Source organism: Bradyrhizobium sp. Ash2021, assembly GCF_031202265.1.
In the GTDB taxonomy this organism is placed as follows: domain Bacteria; phylum Pseudomonadota; class Alphaproteobacteria; order Rhizobiales; family Xanthobacteraceae; genus Bradyrhizobium.
This window is the reverse complement of sequence record NZ_CP100604.1, coordinates 2,450,472-2,476,822: the sequence shown is the minus strand read 5'-3', so window position 1 is coordinate 2,476,822 and position 26,351 is coordinate 2,450,472. Positions and strand designations below refer to the sequence as shown.

Sequence of the window (26,351 nt, the reverse complement as noted above, 5' to 3'; positions counted from 1 at the left end):
AGCCCGTATTCCTGACCGCTTCAGCTAGAATGGCGTAAAGCTGGCGCTTGCTGAATTCCTTAGGCTGCTTCCCTGCTGTCTTCCGCGACACCTTCTTTGCCACCGGGCGGGCACAGGCGGCCAACGACGCCGGCCTTCGCTTCGGGACCGGCCTTATCTTGGGCTTTGCTGTTGGCGGCTTGTGCCCACGCTTCAGGCCCAAACGAGTTAGGCTGCCGCAGACCGCGATACGGCTACACCCAAGACGGGCGCGCGATCTGCGCGGCGCTCTGTCCTACGGACCAGGGTTTTTTGAGCAGCGCTACGTCTTCCGCATCCCAGCTCATGGGAGATACTATAACGCCGCCTGCCAACTACAGGCCAGTCTAGTCTTCGTCCGGCTCGCGCACGACCGGCGGTTCGTCGGCGTGGTCCTCTTCTTCCTCATCGTCCTCTTCGTCTTCATCAGGATCTCGGGGCGGCATCGTGTTGCCCATGATCACGAAGGGACTCCAGTCGATCAACCTGGTGGAAAATTCCTCGGGGGTGTGTTGCTTCATGTTGTTGCTCCCCGAGTGTGGACCCCAGGGGATTTTACCCCTTCTGCTCAGGTTTCCGCATCAGGGTTAGCGCCGCACCGTTTGCGGAGCACCGGCAGCGCGCGCTCGGCCCGGCGAAGAAGCACAATTTCATATCGCCGAATGATGATCGAAAGCGCGGATCCAGCGCCAATAAACAATCCCAGTGACACTAGGCTCAGCGTTTCAGAAATCTTATAGATTTCGGTTCCGACAGCGTGGGAACCGAAACCGAAGAGACACGCCCAGCAAATGCCCCCGGTCACGTTGAAGAAGAAAAAGCGGCCCGCCGGCATGCCATTTGCGCCAGCAAGCAAAGCTGCAAACATGCGTAGCACCGCGATAAAGCGGCCAAAAAACACGACAGCGTTCCCATACCGAAAAAACAAATATCGACCGATCAGCAATCGGTTTTCATCGAGACGAATGTACCGCCCGTATTTGCGAAGAAGCGGCATTCCGAAGCGGCGCCCGACCATATATCCGATCGCGTCTCCAACGATCGCACCTGCAGCGGCCGCGGCTACAACGACAGCGATATCGATCTGATTGGTGGCGGCGGCCAGGAGAGCAGCGGCAACAAGGATCGTCTCTCCGGGAAGGGGCACGCCCGCGCTTTCGAGCGCAACAACGACGGAAATGATCCAGGGTCCATGGACCTGGATCAAGCGAATCAGAAAGCTCGAGAAAGAGGCAAGGTCCATTTTCTAAGACTGCCTACTGCACTTGGGGTCGAGTTTGTCTCCACCCCGAAGCAAAAAATCACCAGCGAGTACGGTAACATACTCGGAAGTCGGGTGATTGTGAGTGGGAAGTTTTACTCTGCAGGCAGCCTCGATCGAACGAAATACAGACTGGTTTTGAAAGGATCCCAAGGCTTCGCGACGGAATCTTCTTCTCTTGAAACTCGGCGACTTCGGCTGGATACTGGATCGAGGTCCTTGGCCATCAGCAATCCGAGGAGGACGATCATGGCAATCCAGATCGTGATGGACCGCACCGGCGACAGCCGTCACCCTTTCGACCCGAACGACACACAGGAACTGGCGAAGGCGGAGCAGCGGTTCTACGAGCTGACGAAGGTCGGCTTTACCGCCGCGGTCCGGACCGGTCCGGGTCAGGTCTCGCAGATCCGATCGTTCGATCCGAACGCGGAAGAAACCGTCTTCTTCCCCAGGCTGGTCGGCGGATAGCCGCCAGCTCATGTTCGGCTTTCGACCATCACCGCCGGGCGGGCGCTCGCGCATGAGAGCCGCAAGGGCCCTCTTCATGACACACGGCGCCGAAAGAACTCCGGAGGGCCGGTCTCTCCAGCTTCTGCGGGAGTGGCTGTCGCCGAGCCAGCGGGCGCAGTTCGCGGCGAAGGGCTATTTCGAGGTCGTCGGCGGCGAGAGCGGAAGGCGCTACAGGATCCATGTCGGGGCGGTGACGAACGTGTGCGAAATCGATGAACGAGGCCGCCCGAAGGCTGGATTGTGTTTCTTGCCGATTGGCAATCTGCCGATCGGAGACGTCATGCTGGCGCAGAAGATTGCGCTCGAATGCCGCGAGAGCGGCGCGCTCGCGGTGGCCCGAAGATTCGTTCCGAACGGTTTCTCGTTCCGGCAAGCCCGGCCGCTTGGTTGACGGTGCGGCACCCTGGTGCGATCCTTCCGGTGGAAGACCGCTCCCGCTGCAGCACCGGGCATAGTTGGTCCCCTGCAAGTTTGTCCCCCTTTACCGGGCAAAGTAGGTCCCCTAGTCAGAAAAATGAAAACCCCGCCAGAAACGGCGCGGTTTCTCTTTCATCGGAAAGCTTGCTATCCAGGGTCGGATGTACCCTTGCAGCACCGGGCAAAGCAGGTCAGGTACCCCCAATCGAAACCCGCCGGAACCGGCGGGGTTTTCTTCGTGTAGACAGAACCGTTTCCTTACCCGGGGCCCAATCTTTTCTCTAGAATGGACCGGTTTAGTCAGTGGCCCATCCTGGCAGCGGTGCGAAGCGGCCCGTGTTATTCAGGGGCGCCGACAGCAGCAGCCCATCGCTGGGCCTCGGCCTTCGCTCGGCCCGCGAATCCGTCCGCCCGCTCCGGACTGCGCACTAGGCCGCCACTCTGTGCGGCTCCGGAGGCGTCCCCGTTTCGACCAGGTTCGGGGACGTGTCCAATCCTTCCATATCCTTCGAGAAGACCATCGCCTTGTTGTCGACGAAGGCGCGCGGGTCGAATGAATCGTGGGCCATCACGCCATGAATCTTACGACGCTGCATGCCGATGTTGCCGGCGTCGTAGATCGGGAAGCACAGGGCCTCACGCATATATTTCTCGAGCGGATGGCTCCTATCGTAGCTGTTGACGCCCATGATACGCATGCACGTGTATACGACCTCGACACAGGTCTCCCCGCCGAAAATCTTCGACCAGGCGCCTGGGACATGGCCCTCGCTGTCATAGAGATCGAGGTATTGGGCCGATTTCCAGGAGAGATAGCGCGCAGCCTCTATCTTCATAGCCACATCCGACAGCAGATAACCCACATGCTGGTGTTGCATGATCGGCTGAGCACCACCTGCTGTGTGACCCTTGGCCCATTCGAGGGTGTATTCGTAGGCGGCTCTGGCGACACCGACTGCGGCGATCGCCGCGACCGGGCCCGACCATGTGAAGGCCTTGCTGATGACGAGGTCGCCGTTGCCTTTCGTGCCGGAAATGATGTTCTCTTCGGGAACACGCACGTTGTCGAACACGAGCGAATTGTTCTGACAGAGGCGATGGCCCATCGTGTCGATGACCTTCTCGACGCGGAAGCCCGGCGCGCCTCTCGGGACCATGATTGCGCTCAGACCCTCCTTGCCGCCCTTCGTCTTGTCCGTCCTGACGATGCATACGTTGACGTCGGCGCCCTGTTTGTCCCACCCGCCGGCATTGCACGGCCAGTATTTGCGTCCATTCAGCACGTACTCGCCGTTCGTCAGCTCGGCGGTGAGACCGATGCCTACGGGCGACGGCTGTGGTGCATCGAAATTTGCGGTGCCGCCGGGACGGCCCCCTGCCTCGCTTACCACCCAGCCGGCAAGATACTCTCCCTTCGCATCCGTGCAGGCCGGCCGAAGCCACTTCTCCTTTTCGGCATCGGTGCCAAACCAAGCGACGTTCATAAGGCCCAAACCATTGACCAGGAGCGTCGTCGCGAAGCCCGGGTCGACGGCGCAAATCTCCTCGGCGACCAGCTGGAGGTCGAGGTTGCTGACGCTGCCGCCACCGTACTCCTTGGGAAGGAATCCCATGGCGAACCCAAGCTTATAAGACTCGACGTAAGCCGGCTTGGTCTTGGCGAAGGCCTCATGCGGGTCGCGCGTTGCATCTGCATCGGGAACCAGCGGTGCGAGCACGTTCTGCGCGAAGTCACGCGCGGTCTCCCGCAGATTCTGCTGTTCTGTCGTCAGCCTGAAATCGATGGCCATTGCTGCTCCTCCCTCAAACGATGGTCCGCGGGCAGCGCGCAAGTTCCACGGCGGCCGAAGCTGCTGCTGCCGGTGTGCTTCCGTGCTCCTCAGCTTTTGTGGTGCGCCCCGATATCTGATGGACAACTGGCAATTGCAGCACAGTCGCTCGCTGGCCTTCGACGAGCAGCGTCACCAGGACATTGCTTCCATCGGGAAATTCAATCGCGTCGTGATGGCGATGCGGCACATTTGGTTCGACCACACCAAACTTGGCAACGCGGAAGCTGGTTGTTCTCGTCCAGATCCGTCCCTGGTCGTACTTAACGTCTTGCTCGAAGGCTAACTCGGTTCCGGGAAGGAGGCAGATCGCCACACCGGGTTCGCCTTCTGCAGCAAAGCCACGGGTCGAGGTCCTGGGGAACGTTGTGGTGACGAGCGTCTCTCCAACTTTGGCGGGACGCGATGCCATGGCATGCAGACTATAGTCACACATCAGATTTGCTCCTCTTTCGAGATAGCGCACCCGCATCCGCGGTGGCGCGGGCGTCTATCAGTGTGGTCCAGTGGTGAATATTACCCTTGCGGGCAATTCTACGGCCCTCCTCAATTCAAGCATTACAAAATCCGCGCGGTTCACGCCGGCGCGCCTTACTTCGGTGAGTGCAAATCGCCTTGAAGCCAGCGTCCAAGACCCTTGGACTTCATAGGGTCTTCATACGCGGCTAGGGTCTTATGTACGCGACCGCAGATAGCGCATTCAAACGTATGCAAGTCGACGCCCGGGCGTGCCAGCTCGATACTGACGAGCATCATCGTGGCCTTGCACTTCGGACAAGCGGGGCGCTCAATTGCAACGAATGGAATGACGGACGACAGGCGTCGAGGCTGGGGCATGATGCTTCCCCCGAACAGGCGGGAGCGCAACACTCTCTGTCACCGGTAATGCCTAGGAGGCGGAGCGGTGATTGTCCGAGTATGCGCTTCCACGGTCTCAAACGCGAGTTAATTCGTCGAGACGTGGAAGGAAAGTAGGCGCCAGCCTCCGGGCCCGCCGGATCACCCCGGCGCGCCGTGCAAGCCGATGGCTCTGTAAGCTGCGAGGCGAACGAAACGTTGGTCTCTGTGTTCTGTCCGAGTGGCGGAGCTCCGGACGGAGCGAAGTGCGGTCCCGGCCATGTAGGCGAGCCCGGCGGGGTAGTCGTCCCGACCGAGGGCAGCGATCCGGGACCGGTCCCTGTCGCAAGCCTTATGAGGTGGGGCATTCGACTACACCGCCGGCACTGCTGACAAGTGAGGAGCGCGATAGACTTGAAGCCGTGCCTTGAGGCATTAACTAAACGGAATCAAGCGAAGGACCCGCACAATGAGCGAATGGCGGGACATCAGTACCGCGCCTAGAGACGGGGTGTTCGTTCTGCTGCACAATGACCGCTGGTCGAGCGATGTGGAAGGATTTTGGCACAAGGGCAGTCAGTCCTGGTCTGCCAACACGCGCATCCCGGGCATCGAAAACCGCGTAATCAGTCCAGAGCCGCCGACACACTGGAAACCACTGACGGTCGAAGAAGAGAAATACTGAAACGGCTTAAGCGCAAGCTCTGGTGGCACCCGTCACAGCGCATCGCAAAGTCGCAATGACCATCAAAGATGCGAAGGCGAACGATTCTGTGCTCGCACGCTGAGGCTGGCGGGCGAGCGGGGAGCTACGATCATGATTCCGCTCGGCGGCAAGCCGCGCGTTTCGGACGAAATGCGCCGTACCTTGTTTGCTGCGGTGCACGAGTCCGTTTGTGGCACCTTTGAGACATGCCGACCGGTGCTGCCGATGTCTGTCCATAGGGGAAGACCGGAAGCGGCCGGTTGGCCGTGAAAGCGGCGCTCTTGCCGAGTAGGCCCAGGGAATTTCCTCTCACAGATCCGGACTTGATACTCTCGCATCACCCGGGATCATCGTCCCGACGTTTCCGCAGCGCTCACCACCGTGGCTTTTGACCAAAGCGGCCCGCGGTGGCTTGGGATCAGCGACCTGATCGCCGAACCCGAAGGACCTACCTTCATCTCCTGTAAAGTTGCGCGCAGCCGTTTGGACCGGCTACGCTTCGTGACACAAGACCCGCCGCGGAAGTGCCAGTTCCGCTCCGTCACTTCGGATGCAGGCATCCGGCCTATTCACAAGGCGCGTCGCTACCCTCTCCGTCGAATTAGCGAGTCGGTACTTGGGCTGAAGCTGAAGCCAAAGTCCTGATTGGAACGTTTTGGCCCGTAGCAAGTAGTAGCAGCGGCAATCGATCCCCGGTTTCGCTTTTGGATCGAGTATGGACAAAGCGGTCGCCTATGCGATCTCAGCCTTAATCGTCGGCTTCGGTGTTTGGATCCTTATTGCCGGCCTAAGCTACAGCGCGCCTGCTTTATGGATTTGCGTCGCTCTCATCCCTTTAGCGATCGGCCTCTGGAGCGCTTTCTGCGACACTTAGAATCCATCCCCTTTCGGTACTGGCCTGTTTCGACCCCTAATGGCCTAATTTGAATACGCAGCGGCCAAATTTGATTTTGGGAAGAGTTTATCCCTGATGTAGCGCGACGTTGGCGTCAGACGAATGCCGCGTGGCCTGCGCCAGATTGCCCTATCGATTTCTTTTTTGTCGCCGATTGTCAGGCGACCGGACGCTTTTGCTGCGACGAAGATCGCGTCACTCATTTTCCGACCCGAACGGCGGTTCCTGGTTCTAACATCCTTCCAAAGCCTGAGACTTCCAAGCTTGAGTTTCGGAAGCTCTTCTTTGATCTCCCGGCGCAGGCAATCCTTGTCGCTTTCTCGCGCGCGTTTGCGCCCTCCGGGAAACATCCAAAGTCCATCGCGCTTTCGTCTTACGAGCAGCACCCGTCCGCGTTTCGCAGCCACCAGTTTCGAGGATTTCGCCATTCTCTATAAACACCATTCAAACCAACATCTCCCCTTACTAGTCCCAAATCCCGTCGAAAATTATAACTAGGGCCACCTCAGTTGGTGGCCTCTTTCTGCGATTTTTTCGAAGAGACAGCTCCATTTGCGGCGGACCTTAAAAGGACCGACCGCGTTGAGGCCTTTGAGACCGGGGCGGCCACGAACGCGAAGCTTTGGCTATGAGCGGTATTCCCTCTTCACATTCAAAGAAGGTTTGAGCGGCGATGGGCTGCGCGGTTCGGGCCACTGAAACGCACAACGCCACCAAGCGGTGTATCTTCGCTTGGTGGCGTTACGTATTTCAAGCTGCCCTCAAATCCCAGCAGGGTTTTGTCGGCGCAGATCGTGCCAAGGTTCAAGAGAGAATCATCGGGATTGTTGGAACCATTCGTGACTTAGCAATTTGACTTTATCCACCCGAGTGCAAGAACCTCGGCTGGCAGACCACCCCCCTCCCCAGTCGGGAGTTCCGACACAAGCGGCCTCAGTGGCGTCCGCGCTGGGCCGTTTCAGTTTGAACGTGGCGGGGATGATGTCCGATGATCGGTACCCATCGAACTTGTAAGTGCGGCGCAGTTTATGACCGCAGCGAACACATTGCAGAGGCACGCGAGATCAGCAGCTTTGAATGCGCCGTGTGCGGTGAAACTATCGAGAATTGGAACTCCGCTTGGGTTCCTCGATATCGATTCATCGCCTGTCCAGCTAGGGATGCCGAATGACTGACCACCCCGCCGCCGATCCGGCGGGGTCTCAGTCGGCGGCGAAAGGCCCATCACACGTCGGCGGTCTCATACCGAGCTGCAGGTTGGGGCACCTGAGGCTTTTCCTCGATCGGGCTTGCAGGCAATTGTAGTACCGTAGCCCTTTGCCCGACAGTGAGGTCGGTGACTAGAACGATTGCACCGTTTGAGAATTCTAGCGCGTCATGATGTCGGTATGGCTTGTCGAGGGCTATTTGGCGAAACCGCGCCAATCGATCGCCGACGCTCTTGCGAAACATCATGCCGCCAGTTCCAACCTCATTCTCGAATGCGATCTCGGTCCCGGGACGAAGGCAGACCGCGACTTTCGGATCGTCCGGGCTCGCAAAGCCGCCAGTCCCTGTAGAAAAGTTGGTCGAGACCAAGGTTTCCGCGACCTCAGCGGGACGGGTCGCGACCGCATGTAAGCTATAATCGCACATGGATGCGCCTCCTATAGACCGTCACCCCAACTCACGAACCTTCGCAAACCGATTTGGTTGCGATACCGCCGGAAAAAACCCAGGGGCGCCGCTCGCGCACCTCTCCTCGTCCGGATGCCCCCAAAAATCTCTCAAAACCTGCGGCGTTTCGCGTTGGATTTAAGACGCGGTGTCCGAAGGCGATGGCGGACAAATCGAATCCCCCTCGCCCTCGCCTCGCGGCACCGGATCGGCGGCGAATTCTTTGTTGCTCGCCTTTTAGTCGCAGCGACGCTCCCTACGCGTGATCCTGCGGCCGTCGTCCCGTTCAATCGTCGTTGTCTCCATGTGGCAGCGCTGTTGTGGGCCGACGGTGACGCCACCTGGGCCGACGCCAACTGTGGTGTCGGAGTCGTACCCCCGGCGACGGTCCCTATTGTAGCGGTCGTCGCGATTGTAGCGGTCGTCGCGGTCCCGCCCGACCTGAACATCGACGCCTTGGGCCATCTTGAGGCCTTGGGCCTTGGCCGGAGTGGCGAGCGGGGCAGTTGTCAGCACAACTGCCGCTGCCGCCACGGCAAGAGTGATCTTCATCATGTGAGACTCCTCCTTGCGCTTGATTTGGAGGTGTAACGGGCACGAACGCTGAGGGTTCCACTGCGGCAATCGAGGCTTGTCGGGAGTAGCGCGGCGTAAGCGGAGCGCGGCCTCCCCTGATCAACCGTGCAAGATCGGCCGGCGTGAACCGGCGCCGTCACCTCTCCTCGTCCGGATGCGCCCAAATGGCGCGGATGGGGCATGGTCTGCCCCAACGCCAATGCGTCCTGAGACCAGCAGCCGACAAAACTCTAGGCTAATTGCGCCCTGGCGGGTGGAACGAATCTTCTCAGGCTAGTTTGAGTCGATAACTCAGGGACCGCGTTCCGTGAAGGTGCCCGGCTGTTACAGCCCCGTGTCATCCAGCCGGGAAATGCTTTCGGGCAAGGAAAGATGTTGCGATGACCGGCAAATACGCTCCGCCGGCAGTTACGATCCGAAGTTATCCGGATTCTCCGATCTGCGACGTAGTGGTTGTCGTTCGGGACCAGGAAATGATTCTCCGCTGCCGTGACTATCGCCAGGCGACGCAATGGGCGCGCCTGGAACGTAAGACATACAAAATTCCCGAACCTGATACGGGCTTTCCGGCCAATGAAGAAGCCGGCGACCTGCCACTTTTTTTGCGTTCAGATAGAAGTTGACCACCTTCCCGCCCGGGATGAATGCCCGGATTGCCAGGGCAGCGGTTATCAGTTCGTAAGCGTCTGACCCTTCTGGAGCAGAGACAAATGACAGTTTGGGTCTACGTCGCGGCCGTGGTCTTGCATCGTCTCGGCACAAACACCAAGTGAATAAGTTATAGAAGGCATAATCGCTCCGGAGTGAGAGCGTGGCCAGCCGAAGAGTAAACCAAGATCTCCCCGTGATCGCGCGCTTTGAGGTGCGCCAGCGCAATTACCTTGCGCCAGACGGCTCGATAATCCGGCCGCTCCCCGCCTTCGCCTCGGATGCCAAGCTGCTCATCGCGCTCTACCGGGCCATGGTGCTGCTGCGCGTCTTTGACAGGAAGGCTGTTGCATTGCAGCGCACCGGCCGGCTTGGGACTTATGCCGTTTCGCTCGGCCAGGAGGCGGTATCGGTTGGGACAGCCGCTGCGATGCGGGAAGAAGACGTGCTGTTGCCCTCCTATCGCGACAATGGCGCGCTGCTTTGGCGCGGCGTCAAGCTTGAAGAGATCCTTCTGTTTTGGGGCGGGGACGAACGGGGCAATTGTTTCTCCGGACCGCTCCACGATTTTCCATTCTGCGTTCCCGTGGGATCTCAGGCGCCTCATGCCGCCGGCGTCGCCTATGCCTTCAAGCTGCGCAAGGAGCCGCGTGTCGCCGTGTGCCTGTTCGGCGATGGCGCCACCTCGAAAGGCGACGTCTACGAAGCGATGAATTTTGCCGGCGTGCACAAATTGCCCGTCGTATTCGTCGCCACCAACAATCAATGGGCCATATCGGTCCCGTTGCGACTGCAGACCGGTTCCGAAACGCTGGCGCAGAAAGCTATCGCCGCTGGATTCACCGGCGAGCAGGTCGATGGCAACGACGTGGTGGCGATGCGCGCCGCTGCCGAAGAGGCCATTGCCGCAGCCCGTGACGGCAAAGGCCCCCATTTCATCGAGGCGGTCACTTACCGGCTCGGAGACCATACAACCTCCGATGACGCTTCACGCTATCGCTCGGTTGACGAAGTCCAGGCTCACTGGAAGGAAGAGCCGATTGCCCGCTTGAGGGCTTATCTTGTTGGGCAAAAAATGTGGGGCAAAGCAGACGAAGAGCGGCTCGCCACCGAGTGCCATGACCGTGTCGAGGCGGCGGTCGAGCGCTATCTGGCAACGGCGCCGCGCCGGCCGGAAACCATGTTCGACCACCTCTATGCCGATCTGCCCGAGGTCTATGCCGCACAGCGCCGTGAACTCGCGGGAGAGCACGATGCCTGAGGTAACGCTGGTGGAAGCCGTCAATCTGGCGCTCGGACGCGCGATGGAGGACGATCCCGATGTGGTCGTGCTTGGCGAAGACGTTGGCGTCAACGGAGGCGTCTTCCGCGCGACCGCGGGCCTGCAGAAGCGCTTTGGAGCGGAGCGCGTCCTCGATACGCCGCTTGCTGAACTCCTGATCAGCGGGCTCTGCGTGGGCATGGCGGCGCAGGGGCTTAAGCCCGTCGGCGAAATCCAGTTTATGGGATTTATTTATCCCTGCCTGGATCAACTGGTGAACCACGCGTCCCGAATGCGTAATCGCACCCAAGGACGGCTCACCTGTCCGATGGTTCTACGCACGCCGCACGGGGCCGGAATTCGCGCGCCCGAGCATCATTCCGAAAGCACCGAGGCGATGCTCGCCCATATTCCCGGCTTGCGCGTCGTCATCCCCTCTTCGCCGGAACGCGCCTATGGACTTCTGCTCGCCGCGATCCGCGACCCCGATCCGGTGGTGTTTCTGGAGCCAACGCGCTTATACCGCGCGGCAAAAGGCGAGGTGCAGGACGATGGCGAAGCCTTGCCGCTGGATCGTGCCTTTGTCCTGCGGGAAGGTCGCGACATCACGCTGATCGGTTGGGGCGCGGCGTTGAAAGAGACCATGGCCGCGGCCGAAGCGCTCTCTGCCGAAGGCATCGCTGCCGAGGTCATCGATCTTGCCACACTCAAGCCTTATGATGAAAGAACGGTGCTCGGTTCGATCGCAAAGACCGGACGTTGCGTCATCGTGCACGAGGCGGCACACACCGGCGGATTCGGGGCCGAGATTGCAGCCTTTATCGCCGAACGTGGCCTGTCCTCGCTGCTCGCGCCTGTAACCCGCGTCACCGGCTATGACACCGTCATCCCGATGGCACGCCTCGAGCAATACTATATGCCTTCGGTCGAACGCATCGTCGCCGGGGCACGCAAGGTGTGCCAGTTCAGCTAAATCTCAACGGACTTTGTCCTATGCGCCAGTTCATGCTGCCGGATCTGGGAGAAGGTCTTGAAGAGGCGGAGATCGTCACCTGGTATGTCAACGAAGGCGATCACGTCGTCACCGATCAGCCGCTGGTTTCCGTCGAGACCGACAAGGCGGTCGTTGAAATACCGTCGCCATCGAGCGGACGCATCGCCCACGTGTTTGGTGCCAAGGGAAACATCGTGAAGGTCGGCATGCCGCTCGTCGAATTTGCCGAAGACGCCGAACAGGACACTGGCACAATTGTCGGCGAACTCGGCAGCGGCCAACATCCACCCGCGGCAGGAATCTCCTCCAAGCGGCCGATCGGGCAGCAGCCTCAGGTGTTTCCAGCCGTGCGCGCGCTCGCGCGCAATCTTGATGTTGATCTTGAGAGCGTCGAGGCTACGGGACCCGGCGGCACCATCACACGGACCGATGTTGAACGGGCTGCGAAGAGTATGTCCCAAGCCGGCCGCGCCGAGCCCTTGCGAGGCATGCGGCGCGCGATGGCCCAACGCATGACAGCAGCCCACGCGCAGATCGTCCCCGCCACCGTAACCGACGAAGCCGACATCGACGATTGGCCGACGGGCGAGGACGTGACGATCCGCCTGGTGCGGGCCATCGCTGCCGCCTGCAAGGCAGAACCGGTTCTCAATGCCTGGTATAATTCCGGCACGGGGGAACGACGCCTCATCGCGCGCGTCGATCTCGGCATCGCCGTCGATACTGAGGGCGGCCTCATCGTTCCTGTGTTGCGCAATGTCGCAGAGCGCAGCGTATCGGACTTGCGGGCCGGCCTCGACCGCCTGCGGGCTGACTCAATCGCGCGCTCGATACCCCCTGAAGAGCTGCGCGGCGCGACCATTACACTGTCGAATTTCGGGATGATCGGAGGCAGGTTTGCCAATCTGGTCATCGTGCCACCGCAGGTGGCAATCATAGGAGCTGGGCGGATTTCCCAGCAAGCAGTCGCGCATCGCGGCCAGCCTGCGGTGAGGCGTGTGCTACCGTTGTCGCTCACCTTCGACCATCGCATCGTGACCGGCGGCGAAGCCGCTCGCTTCCTGGTCGCACTCAAGTCCGAGCTTGAGCTGATCTCGTGAACCACCTGTTTGCGCGTGCTCCCAAGAAGAGGCTTTCAGCCCAGCCATTGCATTGCACAACGGCCTACAGGAATCCCTGATCCCTATCCACGGGGCATTGAGGTTCGGGGAGCGGAACCCATATTTTCGGCATGGGAGTCCTTGCCGTGCGTACTGTAAAGGCGGCCCTCGTTGCGGCGATAGCGATCGTCGCTCTGGTTATCTCTCTCCTTCCCGGTTTAGCGGAGGAGAGCGGCAGTCTTGCACTGACTATTTCGATCGACGGAGCGATCGGACCAGCGACGGCCAGTTACGTGAAGGACGCCTTGGCCAAGGCAGGCGAACGACGCGCCGAGATTGTCATTCTGCGCATGAACACACCGGGCGGTCTCAACACCAGTATGCGCGAGATCATCACGGATGTACTCGCCTCCCCCGTTCCCATCATCGGCTACGTCGCTCCCTCCGGAGCGCACGCGGCGAGCGCCGGTACCTATATTCTTTACGCGACCCATATCGCGGTCATGGCGCCGGGTACCAATATCGGTGCAGCGACCCCGGTCCAGATTGGCGGTCCGATACCAGGTCTGCCGGGCGGCGCCCCGGACAAGGAGGGCAAAGAGAAGAAGGATAACGACCGCCAGCCCGAGCCGAAGGACGCCATGACCGCGAAGGCGACGAATGATGCCGTCGCCTTCATCCGTAGCCTCGCCGAACTGCGTGGCCGCAATGCCGACTGGGCCGAGAAGGCGGTCCGTGAGGCTGCCACCCTCTCTGCCAACGGCGCGTTGCAGGCAAATGTCATCGACTTCATCGCACGCGATCCGGCCGAACTGCTCAGGCTGGTCGACGGTCGCGTAGTCGAGGTTGCAGGTGGCAAGACGCAGCGCCTGGTGACAAAGGGCTCCGTCATCGAAGCCATCGATCCCGGATCGATCTCCCGATTCCTGGCGGTCATAACCGATCCCAACGTCGCGTTTATTCTCCTGATGGTTGGCATCTACGGGCTGATCTTTGAATTCATGTCCCCCGGCACGGTCGCCCCAGGTGTCGTCGGCACGATCTGCCTGCTGCTGGGCCTCTACGCCCTCAATATGCTGCCGATCAACTATACCGGCCTCGCCTTGATGCTGGTAGGGATCGCGCTTCTCGCCATCGAGGCCTTCAACCCGTCCGTCGTGATGGGCCTCGGAGGGGTCATCGCCTTTGTGCTGGGAGCGGTCATGCTCTTCAGGGTCGAAGCGCCCGGCTACAGACTGTCGTGGTCGGTCATCGCCATCGTAACGGCGACGTTCATCGGCTTTATTCTCGTCGTGCTCGGCGCGCTTCGACGCGCTCGCAGCGGTCCAGTACGAGTCGGCGCGCAAGCCATGCGAGGCCTGTCTGCCGAGATCCTCGATTGGTCCGAGAATGAAGGTCACGTCTTTGCGCACGGCGAGCGCTGGCAAGCGCGCAGCACCGAAACCTTCAAGCCGGGCGAGGTCGTTGAAGTCGCCAACATCGTCGATCTGACGCTGATGGTGCGGCGCCCGCCCGCCCCGACCGGCAAGGGAGGTACATCATGATGCTCGATTATCTGACCTATCCAGCGATTGCGCTGCTCATCATCATATTTCTGTCCCAGGCCATTCGCATCCTGCGGGAGTACGAGCGCGGCGTCGTCTTCACGCTCGGCCGATTCACTGGAGTAAAGGGACCGGGCCTCATCATCCTCATTCCAGTCGTGCAGCAAATCGCGAAGGTCGATCTCAGGGTGATGGTACAGGTCGTGCCGCCCCAGGACGTGATTTCGCGCGACAACGTCTCGGTCAAGGTCAATGCCGTTCTCTACTTTCGCATCGTCGATCCCGAGCGCGCCATCATCAAGGTTGGCGATTACATGGCCGCAACCAGCCAGCTCGCACAAACCACGCTGCGCTCGGTGCTCGGCAAGCATGAACTCGACGAGATGCTTGCGGAACGAGACAGGTTAAACGCCGACATCCAGGAGATCCTCGACAAGCAGACCGACATCTGGGGCATCAAGGTCACCGCAATTGAGATCAAAGATATCGACCTCAACGAAACCATGGTGCGTGCGATCGCCAAGCAGGCCGAGGCGGAACGGCTGCGACGCGCCAAAGTGATCAACGCGATGGGCGAGCAGCAGGCCGCCGAAAAGCTCGTCGAGGCCGGCCGGATCCTCGCTCAGGAGCCGCAGGCGATGCAGCTGCGCTATTTCGCAGCTCTGCATGACATCGCGGGCGAACGGTCCTCGACCGTGGTCTTTCCGCTGCCAACGAATCTGCTCGACCACCTCGGCCTGCGGAGCAAGTCAACGTGACTTTGGTCATTTGAAGAGCTCGCGCTGGTCGTATCGGAAGCGATCGCCATCAACGGCTTTGCCGCCCGCCGCACTACGACGACATGTGCCACTCGCGTGAACTGCAAATGGGATCAAGGCGAACGCCGCCCATCGCAACCCAATCAACCAGCCCCGGAAAAGCGGCCAAATCGAAGAAAACGTAGTGTAAGTAGAGATTGGCCAGAAGCGGTGAGATCACCGATCCCTGCCCGGTCCCCTTGTCACTGACCGTCACGATCAACGGTCCGGCGAGTTCTTGTTCACCGGGCGTCGCGGCCCTGACCGCGGTATGACAACCCGCCAATATGTGCGACTCGTATCACAGTGGATCGGAGGCATCGGGCTAGACCCAAGGCTGTTCGGGACGCATTCACTACGACGGACAAAAGCTACACTGATCTACCGGCGGACTGGCAATCTCAGGGCCGTCCAGCTTCTGTTCGGACATACAAGATCGAAAGCACGGTCATATATCTCGGTATCGAAGTAGATGATGCCCTCGCAATAGCGGAACAAGTTGATGTCTGAAATACCCGGGCAGAGCGGACATGCTCTGCCCGCCCTCTAACAGCCGTTTCGTGCCAACAACGGACTCATGCACAGCAGCGAATAGCATCATCATTCGATCACCTCGTCGGCACGGGCGAGCAGCGTCGCCGGCAATGCGAGGCTGAGCGACTTGGCGGTCTTGAGGTTGATCACCAGCTCGAATTTAGTCGGTTGTTCGACTGGCAATTCGGCGGGGGCAGCGCCCTTGAATATTCTATCTACGTACTGCGCGGAACGCTTCCACATTGTCGACAAGCGTGGACCATAACTCGCCAGCCCGCCAGCTTCAACGAAATCGCTGATTTGGTAGATGTCAGGATTTCGAGCGGCTGCAGCCAGCGTGACAATCGTCGGCCGAATTGGATCGGCCAGTACGAATACGGCGTCACAGTTTTCATTTACGATATCCTGGAACGCGCCATCTAGATCGGCAGGCGTTGCCGCAACAATAGGAACAGTTGAAAGTCCGAGAACCTGAGCCGCGGCCTTCGAGACCTCAAACAACCCGGGATGTGTGGGGTTTGAAGACATTAAGACGGCGATCTTTTTAGCACCCGGGAGAATGGTATGGAGCACGTCAAGGATTTTGGCCGTGGTGTCGCCGTAAATATTCGCCAGACCGGTGATATTTCCTCTGGGATGGGAAAAGCTTTTCACGAAGCCGGACCCAATAGGATCGGTCGCTGGTGTCATAACAATTGGAATGGTTGATGTCGCACGTTGCGCCACAGCTACCGCGGGCGTCCCCACAGCAACAATTACATCTGGATGGAAGGCTATGAGTTCATTTGCCAACGCTGGCAAGCGGTCATTTCGTCCTTCAGCCGCCCGCCTATCAATGATGAGGTTCTTGCCTTCGATGTAGCCGAGGTCATCCAACTGGTGTCTGAGTACTTCGAGTAAATTGTGAGTGGGGCCGGTCAAAAAGCCCGGGATCAGAACCCCGATGCGCCAGTTTTTTCCTTGCTGTGCCCGTCCCATCACCGGCTATGTGCCCGCGACACATCCAAGTGTTGCAGCCGCGCCAAAAATAAACTCCCGACGTCTCATTGATCACCTCGTCGGAAGGCGGCGTTAGAAATTTCCTCCGCCGAAGGTCCGCCTTTTGGATCAAAATCAATCCATTTTACCCCTCCAACGAGACCTCTGGAAGATAGGCGGGAAATATTGAGCGCAACGTTTGGAGAGCCAGCATGCCCGTTCAGGGTCATTCTCGACCGAATTGGGCTGTCTGCGCCATGTCCGGTCTTCCCCCGATAGCGACCGAATGACGGATATCGCTGGAGGTCCGGTTCGTGCCAAACTCGGAAGTCGGTGCACACTTATTCGATTACTTAGTCGGCGAGCGCCACCAAATCCGGCGGCAGCTCAATGCCGGTGGCCTTTGCGGTTTTCAGGTTAATCACGAACGGATAGCGCGTCGGCTGCTCGAACGGAAGATCACCCGGCTGCGCGCCCTTGAAGATACGAGCGACCAGGTCGCCCGCCCGCTCGAACGACTCCTTCAGATCGCCGCCATACGACATCAGGCCGCCGTCGCGAGCGAGAAAGTCGTACTCGTAGATCGCCGGTAGTTTCCGACCGGCGGCGTAATCGAACACGCGCTTTCTGTTGAGCGTGGTGAGCGCGTCGGACACCATGAGAATGGCATCCGGCGGCTCGCGGTTCATCGCGCCCGCCATAATCCGCGCGCAGGGATCTCGACCTACATAGGTGGCAAGAAGTTCACCATAGATCCGCCGGCCCGCCGTCACTTCGACAACTGGGGCAAAGGTCGGCACTAGATAGCGAAAGAGTTCAACGTCCGCTTCCCTAAACCCGCTGGGAGCGTCGCTTCCCCACGATATCGCGTTAACGATCCGATTCGAAAAGATAAGAGGCGCCATCACGTAATGGGTCATGCCTTGCGCCCGCAGCGTTGCGAGGATCGGGAAGCGCCGATCGGTGGCTTCGCTAAGGACCGTATCAAGCCACTGTCCGGTTTCGATAACGTACTGAAGGGGGCTATTCTGGTAATCCGACGTAGACTCGATACCGTGTCGCGACGTTCGGAACTCGGTACTCTGTCCACGGCGCCAGATACGCGATATTCCCCGGAATTCTGGATGCAGCGTACGGACATGCACTGTGGCGCGGGCTATCGGCGCCCCGAGCACGGTGAGCTTCTCGCAGAGCATCTCAAGAAGCCCACCGGTATCGGGCGCAAAACGTCCCTCCTCGCTTAGCCAGCGCAGAAGCTCGGCCTTGCGATCAGCAAGTGAGAAATCGAGAGCCTTGGTCACATTTCACCCGAAGTTTCCCAAGGCACATCCGCAACGATAAGTTCCTGTAGCGCGCTCGCAGCTCGGCTGCAAATTTCGTGCTGGCAGTGTAATGCCGGGCCGTCGCTTCATCGAGCCACCTTTCAGCCCGAGGAGAGCAATTTAGCACGGCCTGATGGCAGAGTGGTGGCCTCGTAGGTCACAGCAAATGGGGTGCTCGACTTCCGACTTGGGTCAAAAGCGCCGTTTTGACAGTCGGCCAATCATTTTCGCGGTAGGGACGCGAGTTACCTCGCACCCCCCGCACAGATCCGTACGGGCCCAATTCGGGCATACGGCTCCCACCTTGGATGTCTAACGGCGAAGCGCCTCGCTGGCCACGGATGAAGGATTCGCGGTTTCGGGAGCCAGTCGTCCGCCAACCGCTTGATCCGCTCCCAGGTCGTCCAGTCTTTCTGGCTCCGCTGCCGTAGCGTGCGCCGCCAGAGATTCGTAACGTGGAATAGGAACGCGGTCAGGGTCGAACTGTTTGTCGGCACCGCGTGGTAGTTGAAGTAGCCGGTGACGACCTGCTGCAACCATCTTCCCTGCTGGGGACTCGGCTGATGCATGCTCCGTCGCAATTCCTGTTTGATGGCTTGCAACTTTACCTGCATGCGGTCCCGCCGAGACTTCCGTTTGATTTGGAATTTGCCCCGACGAGTTTTGCTGCAGATAAAGATGAAGCCCAGGAAGGTGAAGGTCTCCGGTTTGCCGAGCCCGCGGCGCTTGCGGTTTTCCGCCGCGAAGCGTCCAAACTCGATCAGCCGGGTCTTCTCCGAATGAAGCGACAGTGCAAACTCCTGTAACCGCTTACGCATCTCGTCGAGGAAGCGACGGGCGTCGGTCTCGTGCTCGAAGCCAACAATGAGGTCGTCGGCGTAGCGCACGATGATCATATTGCCCGCGGCCTCACGCCGTCGCCAGCGCTCGGCCCAGAGGTCGAAAACGTAGTGTAAGTAGAGATTGGCCAGAAGCGGTGAGATCACCGATCCCTGCCCGGTCCCCTTGTCACTGACCGTCACGATCCCGTCTTCCAGGACGCCTGCCTTGAGCCATTTCTGGATCAGGCGGATGATACGTCGGTCGCCGACGCGATGTTCCACAAACCTGATGAGCCACTCCTGGCTCACCGTGTCGAAGAACGAGCGGATGTCGGCGTCCAGTATCCAGTTCACCTTTGTGCTGGTGATCCCGACCATGAGCGCATCCATCGCATCGTGCGTGCTGCGTCCGGTTCGGAACCCATATGAGAACCCGAGGAAATCTTCCTCGTAGATCGCGCTCAGCACCGCAGCCGTCGCCCTCTGGACGATCTTGTCCTCAAGGGCGGCGACCGCGATCGGGCGTTGCCGACCATCCGGCTTGGGTATGTAAACCCGCCGTGACGGCAGTGCCCGATACGCTCCCCGATGGACGCGAGCATGCAGGTCCTCAAGATTGCGCTCAAGGTGCTGCTCGTAATCCCGACATGTCAGCCCATCCACTCCAGCTGCAGCGTTCTCCTTGAGTTCAGAGAATGCCTCTGCGAGGTGATCAATACTGACGTGATGGAAGAGCGCGGTGAACTTCTCCTTCTTCCTTTGCCCTGCAACTTGCCGTATGCGCTTCAGCGCCTGTGACACGGTTCCCCGGTACTGTGCCCGGCCCGTGCTTTGCTGACGCACATTCCCCTCGGCCCCCGCCCTTGGCTCCACCAACTCCGCAGCCGGTTGCCCGGCTTTGTTCGTCGGCTTCACAGCTACTATGGCGGGGTCAGACTTCTCATGATCGTACATCATCGGCTACGGCTCCTCGCCTTCCCGACACGGACCAGTGCAGCACGCATGCTGGCGCTGGCCGACCATGAGATCTCCCGGTTCCCGAGCAAAGAGCGTGCGCACATGCCAGTGTCTAAGACCACGCCGGGCCGTCTGGGCGCTCGCGTTATCGCGCCCATCCGTGTTGCCTTCCGTCACCGGAACGACGTCGGCGCCCAGGATGAGGGTACTTTCGCGGCTCAATGGCTGGCCTATGCGCTCCCCTGTCAACGCTTCGCCGATGCCCTCGCGGGCATCTGCGCATGACTCGGGGTCGATGCGGTTCGCTACTCCTTCATCGTGATGGACTTGCACCATCTACTCCTTGCCGGTCTCCCGGCGCACTCCGGTCTACCCCTATAAGCAGCCACTTTCGGAGCCGAACGGCACTTCGCTTTTGTGCCAGGACCAGAAGTCACGAAGGATCTTTGACAACGCGTTCGGAAGCTCGATGTCAGCGATGCTGCCGTCGCGGAGTCGACGAAGGCAGCGTCGGGGATGTTTGAGGTAGGCCGCAATCTATCGGATTGGCTCTCCTGGGAACTGTACTCCGAAGCGCTCTATGAGCTTTGGAATACTGCTGGGATCCATCTCAAGTTTGTAGCGACCACAAAGCTCACCTAGAGTGTTATTCGGCGTGCAATTTTTGGATACCGATCAGGCGCGCATTGCCTCATCAATAATGTTACCGGAGAACTGACCGTCAGGATTAGGGCGGCGATACCGAATCGGATCGGTGTCGCCGATGGCAGGACGGATCAGCATGGGTGCGCGGCGCGAGATCACGGCGGCGGTGGTAGACCGCTATCGATCTGCGGGGCGGGCAGATAAGGGGCGCATTCTCGACGAGCTTTGCGCGGTGACGGGCTGGCATCGCAAGCACGCGGTTCGGGCGCTTGCCATCCATGTCGCAATTTCGCCGGAGGCCCGGCGGCAGCGAAGGCCGACCTATGGCGCCCCTATCAGGGATGCGCTGGTGGCGCTGTGGGAGGCCTCGGATCGGATCTGCGGCAAGCGGCTCAGGGTAATGATTCCGACGTTGCTGCCTTCGCTGGAGCGGCATGGCCGGCTCAAGCTCGACCATGCCGATCGAGCGCTGGTGCTCGGCGTCAGCGCAGCCACGATTGATCGCCTGCTGGTCGAGACCAAAATTGCCGCAGCCGGCGGTAAGCGCCGGCGGGTCGGCTTTTATTCGGCGGTACGGCGTGAAGTTCCGATCCGGACGTTCAACGACTGGCACGATCCGCCGCCGGGGTTCTGCGAGGTCGACATGGTGGCTCATGGCGGCACATCTGTAGCTGGCTCGTTCATTCAGACGTTGACGATGGTCGACGTCGCGACCGGTTGGACCGAATGCATGCCGTTGGTGACGCGCGAGAGCGGCCTCGTCGTGCGAGCCATGGAGTGCGCACAGAACCTGTTTCCCTGGCTCATTCGTGGCGCCGACTTCGACAACGACAGCGCGTTTATGAACGATGTCGTCGTGCCCTGGTGTCGCATGCAAAAGATCGAGGTGACACGCTCGCGCGCCTACAAGAAGAATGATCAGGCGTTCGTCGAGCAGAAGAATGGCGCGGTCGTCCGGCGACTGGTGGGATACGGTCGCTTCGATGGCGTCGAGACGACACGCGTGCTGGAACGCTTGTATGCCGCATCGCGGCTGCACACCAACTTCTTCCAGCCGTCCTTCAAACTGAAGGACAAGCGACGCGAGGGCGCGAAAGTGATCAAGCGCTATCATGTTCCGGCCACGCCCTATGCGCGCGCACTGGCGCATCCGAAGTTGAGCAAAGGCGTCAAACGGCGTCTTCGAGAGCTTTATCGCACGCTCGATCCCGTGGCCCTGCTGGCCGAGATGAGGGACGCCCAGACGGAGCTCGGCACGCGCGTCGGCGCCCGAGCGGGCAAGCTCGCGGCAGCAGCCAGCCCACCGGCTCCGGCAACGAACGCGGCAGCGTTCGCGAAGGGGCTCGGCAATGATGTGCATCTGGGGGAGCAGCGCATCATCCATCGGCGCATGCACAAGCCATACAAAAAGCGCATGAAAATGCCATCGATGCTCGATCCGCACCTCGCCGACATCGAGCGCTGGCTGGCGGCCGAACCTCGTCTGACCGCGCTGGCCATCCTCGGTCGTCTCGCCGAACACTCCCCCGAACAATTCGGGCCGCCGCAGCACACCATCGTGCAGCGCTTGTTGCGATCACTCAGACGCAACGCAGCCGAGGTGATCATCCCGCGCATGGCCGGGGGTACGGCACCGGCCACCATTGGTGATCCCGGGACTGGGGCCGGCGCTGCGTGTGATGGGCACTCCGCGACGTCCCCAGTCCCTCCGATCCTGCGAGCAACGACGCAACCTCGGCCCGGCCGACAGTCGGAGCTACATCCGTCAAGCGAAAGTAACATCCTCAGATGAGGCAATACGAGGCGTCAATTTTGAACGCGGATTGACAATCTGGTGGTATGATCGCTGGCATCGCCCGGTCGCCTGATGACCTGATGGGAAGGGTCGTTGCTTAAAGTCCCAGCCTGACCGTCATCTGGTGGCGGCCGGATGAGGAGTGTCTCGATAGCGTGCAGCGTGGACCCGCTTGCCCTTTACTCGAATCGGCACGCAGCTCCCGGGACGCGGGAACAGCAGGGAGTGTAGATATGCGATCACCTAACTGGAGGCAGACGCATGATCAAGGATATTCTTGTCAATCTGTCTTACGGGACATCGCAAGATGGCGTTTCCAATTACGCCTTATCGGTTGCGGAAACATTCGGCGCACACACCGTGGGGATCGTCTTTGCCTACCCGGTAATGGCTGGTGGCGTTGGCTTGCCGGCTAACTTTAGCCGAGCCCAGCAAGCAGAAGCTCAGGAACGCGCGGAGTCCGTGGCCGTCGCGTTTGACGAGGCGACCCGTCGCGCCGGCGTTTCAGCCGAAACGCGCAGGCTTGAAGCTGGCATTGGCGACGCACCGACCCAGTTTGCGCATATCGCAAGACGATTCGATCTTTCCGTCATTGGCCAATTTGAAAGCAGCAGAGATCATCCGACCAAAAATATCGTCATTGAGGCGGCGCTGTTCGAATCCGGAAGACCGGTGCTCATCGTTCCCTTTATTCAGAAAGATCGCCTCAAACTCGATCATGTCATGGTGTGCTGGGATGGCAGCCGGGCAGCCGCGCGAGCCGTCGCCGATGCCATGCCGTTTCTTACTCGCTCCGGCAAGGCGAGTATTGTTGTTGCGGACATTCAGAGCGCGAAAAGCGCAGACCTTCCCGGTGCGGATATCGCGACCCATCTGACGCGTCACGGAGTACACGTCACGATCGAGCGCATTCCCGTCAGCAAGATCGATGTTTCAAATGCAATCCTGTCATATGCAGCCGATACGGATCCCGATCTCATTGTCATGGGCGGGTACGGGCATTCCCGGCTGCGGGAATTTATTCTTGGCGGGACGACACGTGGTATGCTTGCCTCGATGACCAAACCCACATTGATGTCACACTGATCGGATATTCCTTGTTAAACCGACGAGCATCAATGTGTGTCGAGACACGTCGCAAACTGTCGGCGCAGCGCTGAAAGTTTCCTCAATTGACGGCCCGACCACCAGATTCCCAGAGAATCAATCCTTACGACCACGCCGTCATCGATCGGATGCAATGACGACAGGGATGCGCCGGATATCCGGGTTCATGACATTACCGTTGACCGCGATGACGGCGAGCATCGTGTACCGGCCGGCTGGCAGCCGGCCGCCCAGATCAATCCGGAATGTAGCGTCGTCGCCGGGCCGCGCGACATCGGCGAGCACGACTCGATCCTTGTCGTCGATCACCACATAGCGACACTCCGGTGCGGCGCGAGTGCGCACGACGGGTGCGATCAACGGCAGCGGCGTCCGCACCAGGCGATAGTTCCGCTGGAATCTTTCGATGATCTCGATCTCGCCCGAGAGCGTGACGCGGTCGCCGTTCCATTCCACGTTGGTGACATAGCCGTGCCGCGGGATCGCGTAGGCGTCGTATGATCCCACGCCCAGCGGGTAGGTCAGATCCCGGAAAGCCTCGAGCGCGACATTGTCGGCCGACCATTTCTTCAGCCGGTACGGTCCATTGGTGACCAGGAAGTGGCCGTGCTCACGGTAGAAGACCGCGAGCGCCGCCCATCGCTTGCGCGCCTCGTCGGCGGTCACCATAGACCGCAGCGAGGCGGGACGGTATGCGTCGCGCTCGAATGCCTCGACCAACGGCACGAGCTTGCGTTTGAGTTCGTCAGAGCGGACCAGGTCGAGCCACTCGACATTGCGGCGCAAGGCCTCCGCTTGCGAGAACGCCGCCCAGCCCCGGCTGGCCGCCTCCTCCATGAGCACGACCAGATGCCATGGCAGCGTGCTCCAGGGCGGCGCCGCCAGCGCCTCCTGGTCTGGATTCTCCAGCGCCACCGTCAGATAGACGTCGATGACCAGCAACTCGCGAACGAAGCTGACATCGCCGACGCGGAAGCTCTTGGAGGTGATGTCCGCGTCCGCGACCCGCAATCCCGCAAGTGCCCGGCGCAGGGGTTCCGTTGCGGCGTCGACGACGGGGTCGTAATGCCCCTCATCGCCCTCGCGGCGAACGCCCCAGCGATACGCGAACATATAGGCATAGAGCAGATCGGCGACGGTCGTGCGTGACCCGTCGTGGAAAGCCGAGCCGAGCACACGATAGGTCAATTTCGCAGCAGCGGACGTTTTTGCGCCGATCGGCTGCAGCCGGCCGTCGCCCGGCTCAGGCAACACCGCGTCAGCAGGGACATGGATCACCTCCGTCACGGCGGATGGCTGGGCGGATTCACGCCGCTCGACGATCGGCTCCGCTGTGATGGACAGGCCAACAAAGGTGTAGACGACCATGAGCGCGGTCAGCGGAACTTGCGAACGAAGCGCGGCTCCACGTAGCGCTATCACACGCATCGCCTTGGTATGGCCGAGGTAGACTGCCGTGACATGGCCCGTCACGATCGCCGCAACCGCCGCGTACCAGGCAAAGCGCGCCCCGACGATCGCGATATCAACGCGGTAGCCGGCTGTGCCGAAGAGATTCCAGCCTTTGCCGAACGGATCGGACGCGAGCGGCACGATGTACTGGCCCTGGATCAACAGGAACACCAGATAATGTGCCACGTGATAGCCGATGGCGATCGGGACGAGCGTCAATGCGAAGCTGCGGGCAAGCTCCATCGGCGAGCGAGCCATAGGCGTCGGCATGATCGCGCAGATCGCCAGGTAGGCGCCAAGGAACAAAAGCCAGAACCCCACGAGGCCGGCTGTCTTGATCGCGACCGGGTCGTGCTCGCCCAAGCCGGGGAGCGTGGCGCGAAGCCAGCTTTCGAGGTTCGACCATGTCGAGGTGCCGATGAGTCCGTCATAAAGCACGGTCGAGAGCAGGAGCAACACGAATGCCATCATGGACGTCGAGACGGGCTCGTCGTCGAGCAGCCCTGCCCCGAATGGTCGAAGCAACAACTTCCGCCCTTGCGGCTGAACCTTCGCCTGAGTTGGCGCAAAACGGGCGAAGGTGCCGAACACGATGGTGAACACCTCGCCGTGCTGCATCCAGATGTCACGACCGAACACGAACATGCCGATCAAGGTGAGGATCGAATACGCGGCGGCGAAACCGGCAATGTGAGCCGGCACGGCGGGCCTTGGGTAGACAAGCTCGATCCACGCAAAGGCGAGCAGCAGCAAGCACGCCGGCCAGACACCGAGCACCGGCCAGTACGGCAGCCGTCGCGACAGTTCGGTGCCGGTGGCCAGCCGATAGAGCCGCTCCGCCCCTTCGAACAGCGTCCGCCACGGATTGATCAGCTGCCACAGGTCTCCAGCGAAGGCCGAAACATAGGCAAGGCCGACCCAGAAGATGATCCACACAAGCGTTGGCGCAAGGTTCCGGTATGGATTCTGATCGCCGATGAACCCGGCAAGCACCGTGACAATGAAAACGCCAAGCGCGACGAGCCGGAGCAGGAGAACAACACCTGGCTGTACGATCAGCCGGCCGGGCGCGGTGGCGAGCAGATCGAAATGCGGGCCGCGACGGGTGACGGGGGCATGACGAACGAACATCCCGAAGACGACGAATGACAGTGCGACCGCGGCGGCACCTCCGAAGAGATAGAGCGAAAGCGGCAGCGGCAGATCATAGCGCTGACCGAAGCCGTGGGCGGCAGCAGGTGCCGCGGTGCCGAGAGCGACACAGGCCGCTGCTGCAAGCGTCCGCAACATGGCGGCGCTATTGCGGATAGACCTCGACAAGGACAAGCGGTGGCTCATGATGGGAAGGGCTGCCTGCGCGGTCGCGCGCATCATGGAGGTGGATGGGGAATCGTCCGGTCGCGCGTGCCGTGAACTTCATTTCGGCGATCGTGCCGGCCTCGACTTTCTGCTCGATGTCATAGCCGTGCAGATGCAGGGTCAATGGCTCGTCCGTGCCCCAGCGCAGCTTGACTACGTCGAGCTGTTTGATGCGGATCAGGCGCATGTTCTGCGCCACCTTCCCGTGCTCGATCTTGAGGTCGAACGTCAGCTCCGCGGCTTGCGCGCTTACGCTCGGCGCGAGCGCGCCCACCACTGGTATCAAGAGGCGTCGGCACAGTGTAAGCGGAATTCGCAGCATGGACCTG

24 protein-coding genes and 1 pseudogene are annotated in these 26,351 nt (G+C 60.4%); 13 read left to right on the top strand and 12 right to left on the bottom strand.

All coding sequences use genetic code 11. The annotated features are described in order from the left end of the window. Positions 1–365: 365 nt before the first annotated feature. Together NL528_RS12005 and NL528_RS12000 are read right to left on the bottom strand one after the other, a co-directional pair. Positions 366–539: a hypothetical protein gene (locus NL528_RS12005; RefSeq protein WP_309182867.1), complete on the bottom strand. Its 174-nt coding sequence runs from the start codon at positions 537–539 to the stop codon at positions 366–368. A 47-nt stretch (positions 540–586) separates the two neighbouring features. After that, positions 587–1,261, bottom strand: a complete 675-nt coding sequence (locus NL528_RS12000; protein WP_309182866.1) for a DedA family protein — start codon at positions 1,259–1,261, stop codon at positions 587–589. 267 nt (positions 1,262–1,528) lie between these two features. On the opposite strand from NL528_RS12000, the gene NL528_RS11995 reads away from it, so the two are divergent. Together NL528_RS11995 and NL528_RS11990 are read left to right on the top strand one after the other, a co-directional pair. Then, the gene (locus NL528_RS11995; RefSeq protein WP_309182865.1) at positions 1,529–1,750 is read left to right on the top strand and encodes a hypothetical protein; all 222 of its coding nucleotides are present in this window, start codon (positions 1,529–1,531) and stop codon (positions 1,748–1,750) included. A gap of 10 nt (positions 1,751–1,760) precedes the next feature. Beyond that, positions 1,761–2,183 carry a hypothetical protein gene (locus NL528_RS11990; protein WP_375144006.1) on the top strand — a complete coding sequence of 141 codons (423 nt, stop codon included), beginning with the start codon at positions 1,761–1,763 and terminating at the stop codon, positions 2,181–2,183. A gap of 454 nt (positions 2,184–2,637) precedes the next feature. Here the strand turns inward: NL528_RS11990 and NL528_RS11985 are convergent, their stop codons facing one another. Beyond that, positions 2,638–3,999, bottom strand: coding sequence for an acyl-CoA dehydrogenase family protein (locus tag NL528_RS11985; RefSeq protein ID WP_309182863.1), 1,362 nt, complete (start codon positions 3,997–3,999; stop codon positions 2,638–2,640). 13 nt (positions 4,000–4,012) lie between these two features. Beyond that, positions 4,013–4,474 carry a hypothetical protein gene (locus tag NL528_RS11980; RefSeq protein WP_309182862.1) on the bottom strand — a complete coding sequence of 154 codons (462 nt, stop codon included), beginning with the start codon at positions 4,472–4,474 and terminating at the stop codon, positions 4,013–4,015. Between the two features lie 870 nt (positions 4,475–5,344). Here NL528_RS11980 and NL528_RS11975 point away from each other — a divergent pair. Further along, positions 5,345–5,560: a hypothetical protein gene (locus tag NL528_RS11975; protein WP_309182861.1), complete on the top strand. Its 216-nt coding sequence runs from the start codon at positions 5,345–5,347 to the stop codon at positions 5,558–5,560. 939 nt (positions 5,561–6,499) lie between these two features. Here NL528_RS11975 and NL528_RS11970 read toward each other — a convergent pair. The 3 genes from NL528_RS11970 to NL528_RS11960 all read right to left on the bottom strand — a co-directional run bounded on the left by NL528_RS11970 (position 6,500) and on the right by NL528_RS11960 (position 8,684). Beyond that, positions 6,500–6,904 (bottom strand): NUDIX hydrolase, encoded by a 405-nt coding sequence (locus tag NL528_RS11970; RefSeq protein ID WP_309182860.1) that lies wholly within the window; start codon positions 6,902–6,904, stop codon positions 6,500–6,502. 796 nt (positions 6,905–7,700) lie between these two features. After that, on the bottom strand, positions 7,701–8,111 hold the full coding sequence (locus tag NL528_RS11965) for a hypothetical protein (RefSeq protein WP_309182859.1): 411 nt from the start codon (positions 8,109–8,111) through the stop codon (positions 7,701–7,703). Between the two features lie 258 nt (positions 8,112–8,369). Next, on the bottom strand, positions 8,370–8,684 hold the full coding sequence (locus NL528_RS11960) for a hypothetical protein (RefSeq protein WP_309182858.1): 315 nt from the start codon (positions 8,682–8,684) through the stop codon (positions 8,370–8,372). A 404-nt stretch (positions 8,685–9,088) separates the two neighbouring features. On the opposite strand from NL528_RS11960, the gene NL528_RS11955 reads away from it, so the two are divergent. From NL528_RS11955 to NL528_RS11925, 7 genes and pseudogenes are all read left to right on the top strand, one after another. Further along, on the top strand, positions 9,089–9,331 hold the full coding sequence (locus NL528_RS11955) for a hypothetical protein (protein ID WP_309182857.1): 243 nt from the start codon (positions 9,089–9,091) through the stop codon (positions 9,329–9,331). Positions 9,332–9,552: 221 nt separating this feature from the next. Further along, positions 9,553–10,617, top strand: a complete 1,065-nt coding sequence (gene pdhA, locus NL528_RS11950; RefSeq protein WP_309182856.1) for a pyruvate dehydrogenase (acetyl-transferring) E1 component subunit alpha — start codon at positions 9,553–9,555, stop codon at positions 10,615–10,617. Then, complete coding sequence (locus NL528_RS11945) at positions 10,610–11,590, top strand: alpha-ketoacid dehydrogenase subunit beta (RefSeq protein ID WP_309182855.1); 981 nt, start codon at positions 10,610–10,612, stop codon at positions 11,588–11,590. The genes pdhA and NL528_RS11945 overlap by 8 nt, the downstream gene beginning before the upstream one ends. A 20-nt stretch (positions 11,591–11,610) precedes the next feature. Continuing rightward, positions 11,611–12,711 carry a dihydrolipoamide acetyltransferase family protein gene (locus tag NL528_RS11940; protein ID WP_309182854.1) on the top strand — a complete coding sequence of 367 codons (1,101 nt, stop codon included), beginning with the start codon at positions 11,611–11,613 and terminating at the stop codon, positions 12,709–12,711. Positions 12,712–12,857: 146 nt separating this feature from the next. Next, on the top strand, positions 12,858–14,255 hold the full coding sequence (locus NL528_RS11935) for a nodulation protein NfeD (protein ID WP_309184875.1): 1,398 nt from the start codon (positions 12,858–12,860) through the stop codon (positions 14,253–14,255). Continuing rightward, positions 14,252–15,013, top strand: a complete 762-nt coding sequence (locus tag NL528_RS11930; protein ID WP_309182853.1) for a slipin family protein — start codon at positions 14,252–14,254, stop codon at positions 15,011–15,013. Before NL528_RS11935 ends, NL528_RS11930 begins: the two co-directional genes overlap by 4 nt. A 268-nt stretch (positions 15,014–15,281) precedes the next feature. Further along, positions 15,282–15,562: pseudogene (locus NL528_RS11925) on the top strand (tyrosine-type recombinase/integrase); the annotation flags it as partial. A gap of 90 nt (positions 15,563–15,652) precedes the next feature. Here the strand turns inward: NL528_RS11925 and NL528_RS11920 are convergent. The 3 genes from NL528_RS11920 to ltrA all read right to left on the bottom strand — a co-directional run bounded on the left by NL528_RS11920 (position 15,653) and on the right by ltrA (position 19,661). After that, complete coding sequence (locus NL528_RS11920; RefSeq protein WP_309184873.1) at positions 15,653–16,564, bottom strand: ABC transporter substrate-binding protein; 912 nt, start codon at positions 16,562–16,564, stop codon at positions 15,653–15,655. 353 nt (positions 16,565–16,917) lie between these two features. Further along, a complete protein-coding gene (locus NL528_RS11915; protein WP_309182852.1) occupies positions 16,918–17,865 on the bottom strand; it encodes an ABC transporter substrate binding protein in 948 nt (315 codons plus the stop codon). Positions 17,866–18,131: 266 nt separating this feature from the next. Next, positions 18,132–19,661, bottom strand: coding sequence for a group II intron reverse transcriptase/maturase (gene ltrA / locus NL528_RS11910; protein ID WP_309184871.1), 1,530 nt, complete (start codon positions 19,659–19,661; stop codon positions 18,132–18,134). A 48-nt stretch (positions 19,662–19,709) separates the two neighbouring features. On the opposite strand from ltrA, the gene NL528_RS11905 reads away from it, so the two are divergent. From NL528_RS11905 to NL528_RS11895, 3 genes are all read left to right on the top strand, one after another. Beyond that, a complete protein-coding gene (locus NL528_RS11905) occupies positions 19,710–19,949 on the top strand; it encodes a hypothetical protein (RefSeq protein WP_309182851.1) in 240 nt (79 codons plus the stop codon). A 478-nt stretch (positions 19,950–20,427) separates the two neighbouring features. Continuing rightward, positions 20,428–22,101 (top strand): transposase family protein, encoded by a 1,674-nt coding sequence (locus NL528_RS11900; protein ID WP_309179520.1) that lies wholly within the window; start codon positions 20,428–20,430, stop codon positions 22,099–22,101. A 264-nt stretch (positions 22,102–22,365) separates the two neighbouring features. Beyond that, positions 22,366–23,190 (top strand): universal stress protein, encoded by an 825-nt coding sequence (locus NL528_RS11895; RefSeq protein ID WP_309182850.1) that lies wholly within the window; start codon positions 22,366–22,368, stop codon positions 23,188–23,190. Between the two features lie 138 nt (positions 23,191–23,328). Here the strand turns inward: NL528_RS11895 and NL528_RS11890 are convergent, their stop codons facing one another. Further along, positions 23,329–25,953: a hypothetical protein gene (locus NL528_RS11890; RefSeq protein ID WP_309182849.1), complete on the bottom strand. Its 2,625-nt coding sequence runs from the start codon at positions 25,951–25,953 to the stop codon at positions 23,329–23,331. Positions 25,954–25,960: 7 nt separating this feature from the next. After that, the gene (locus tag NL528_RS11885) at positions 25,961–26,344 is read right to left on the bottom strand and encodes a hypothetical protein (protein ID WP_309182848.1); all 384 of its coding nucleotides are present in this window, start codon (positions 26,342–26,344) and stop codon (positions 25,961–25,963) included. Positions 26,345–26,351: the final 7 nt, after the last annotated feature.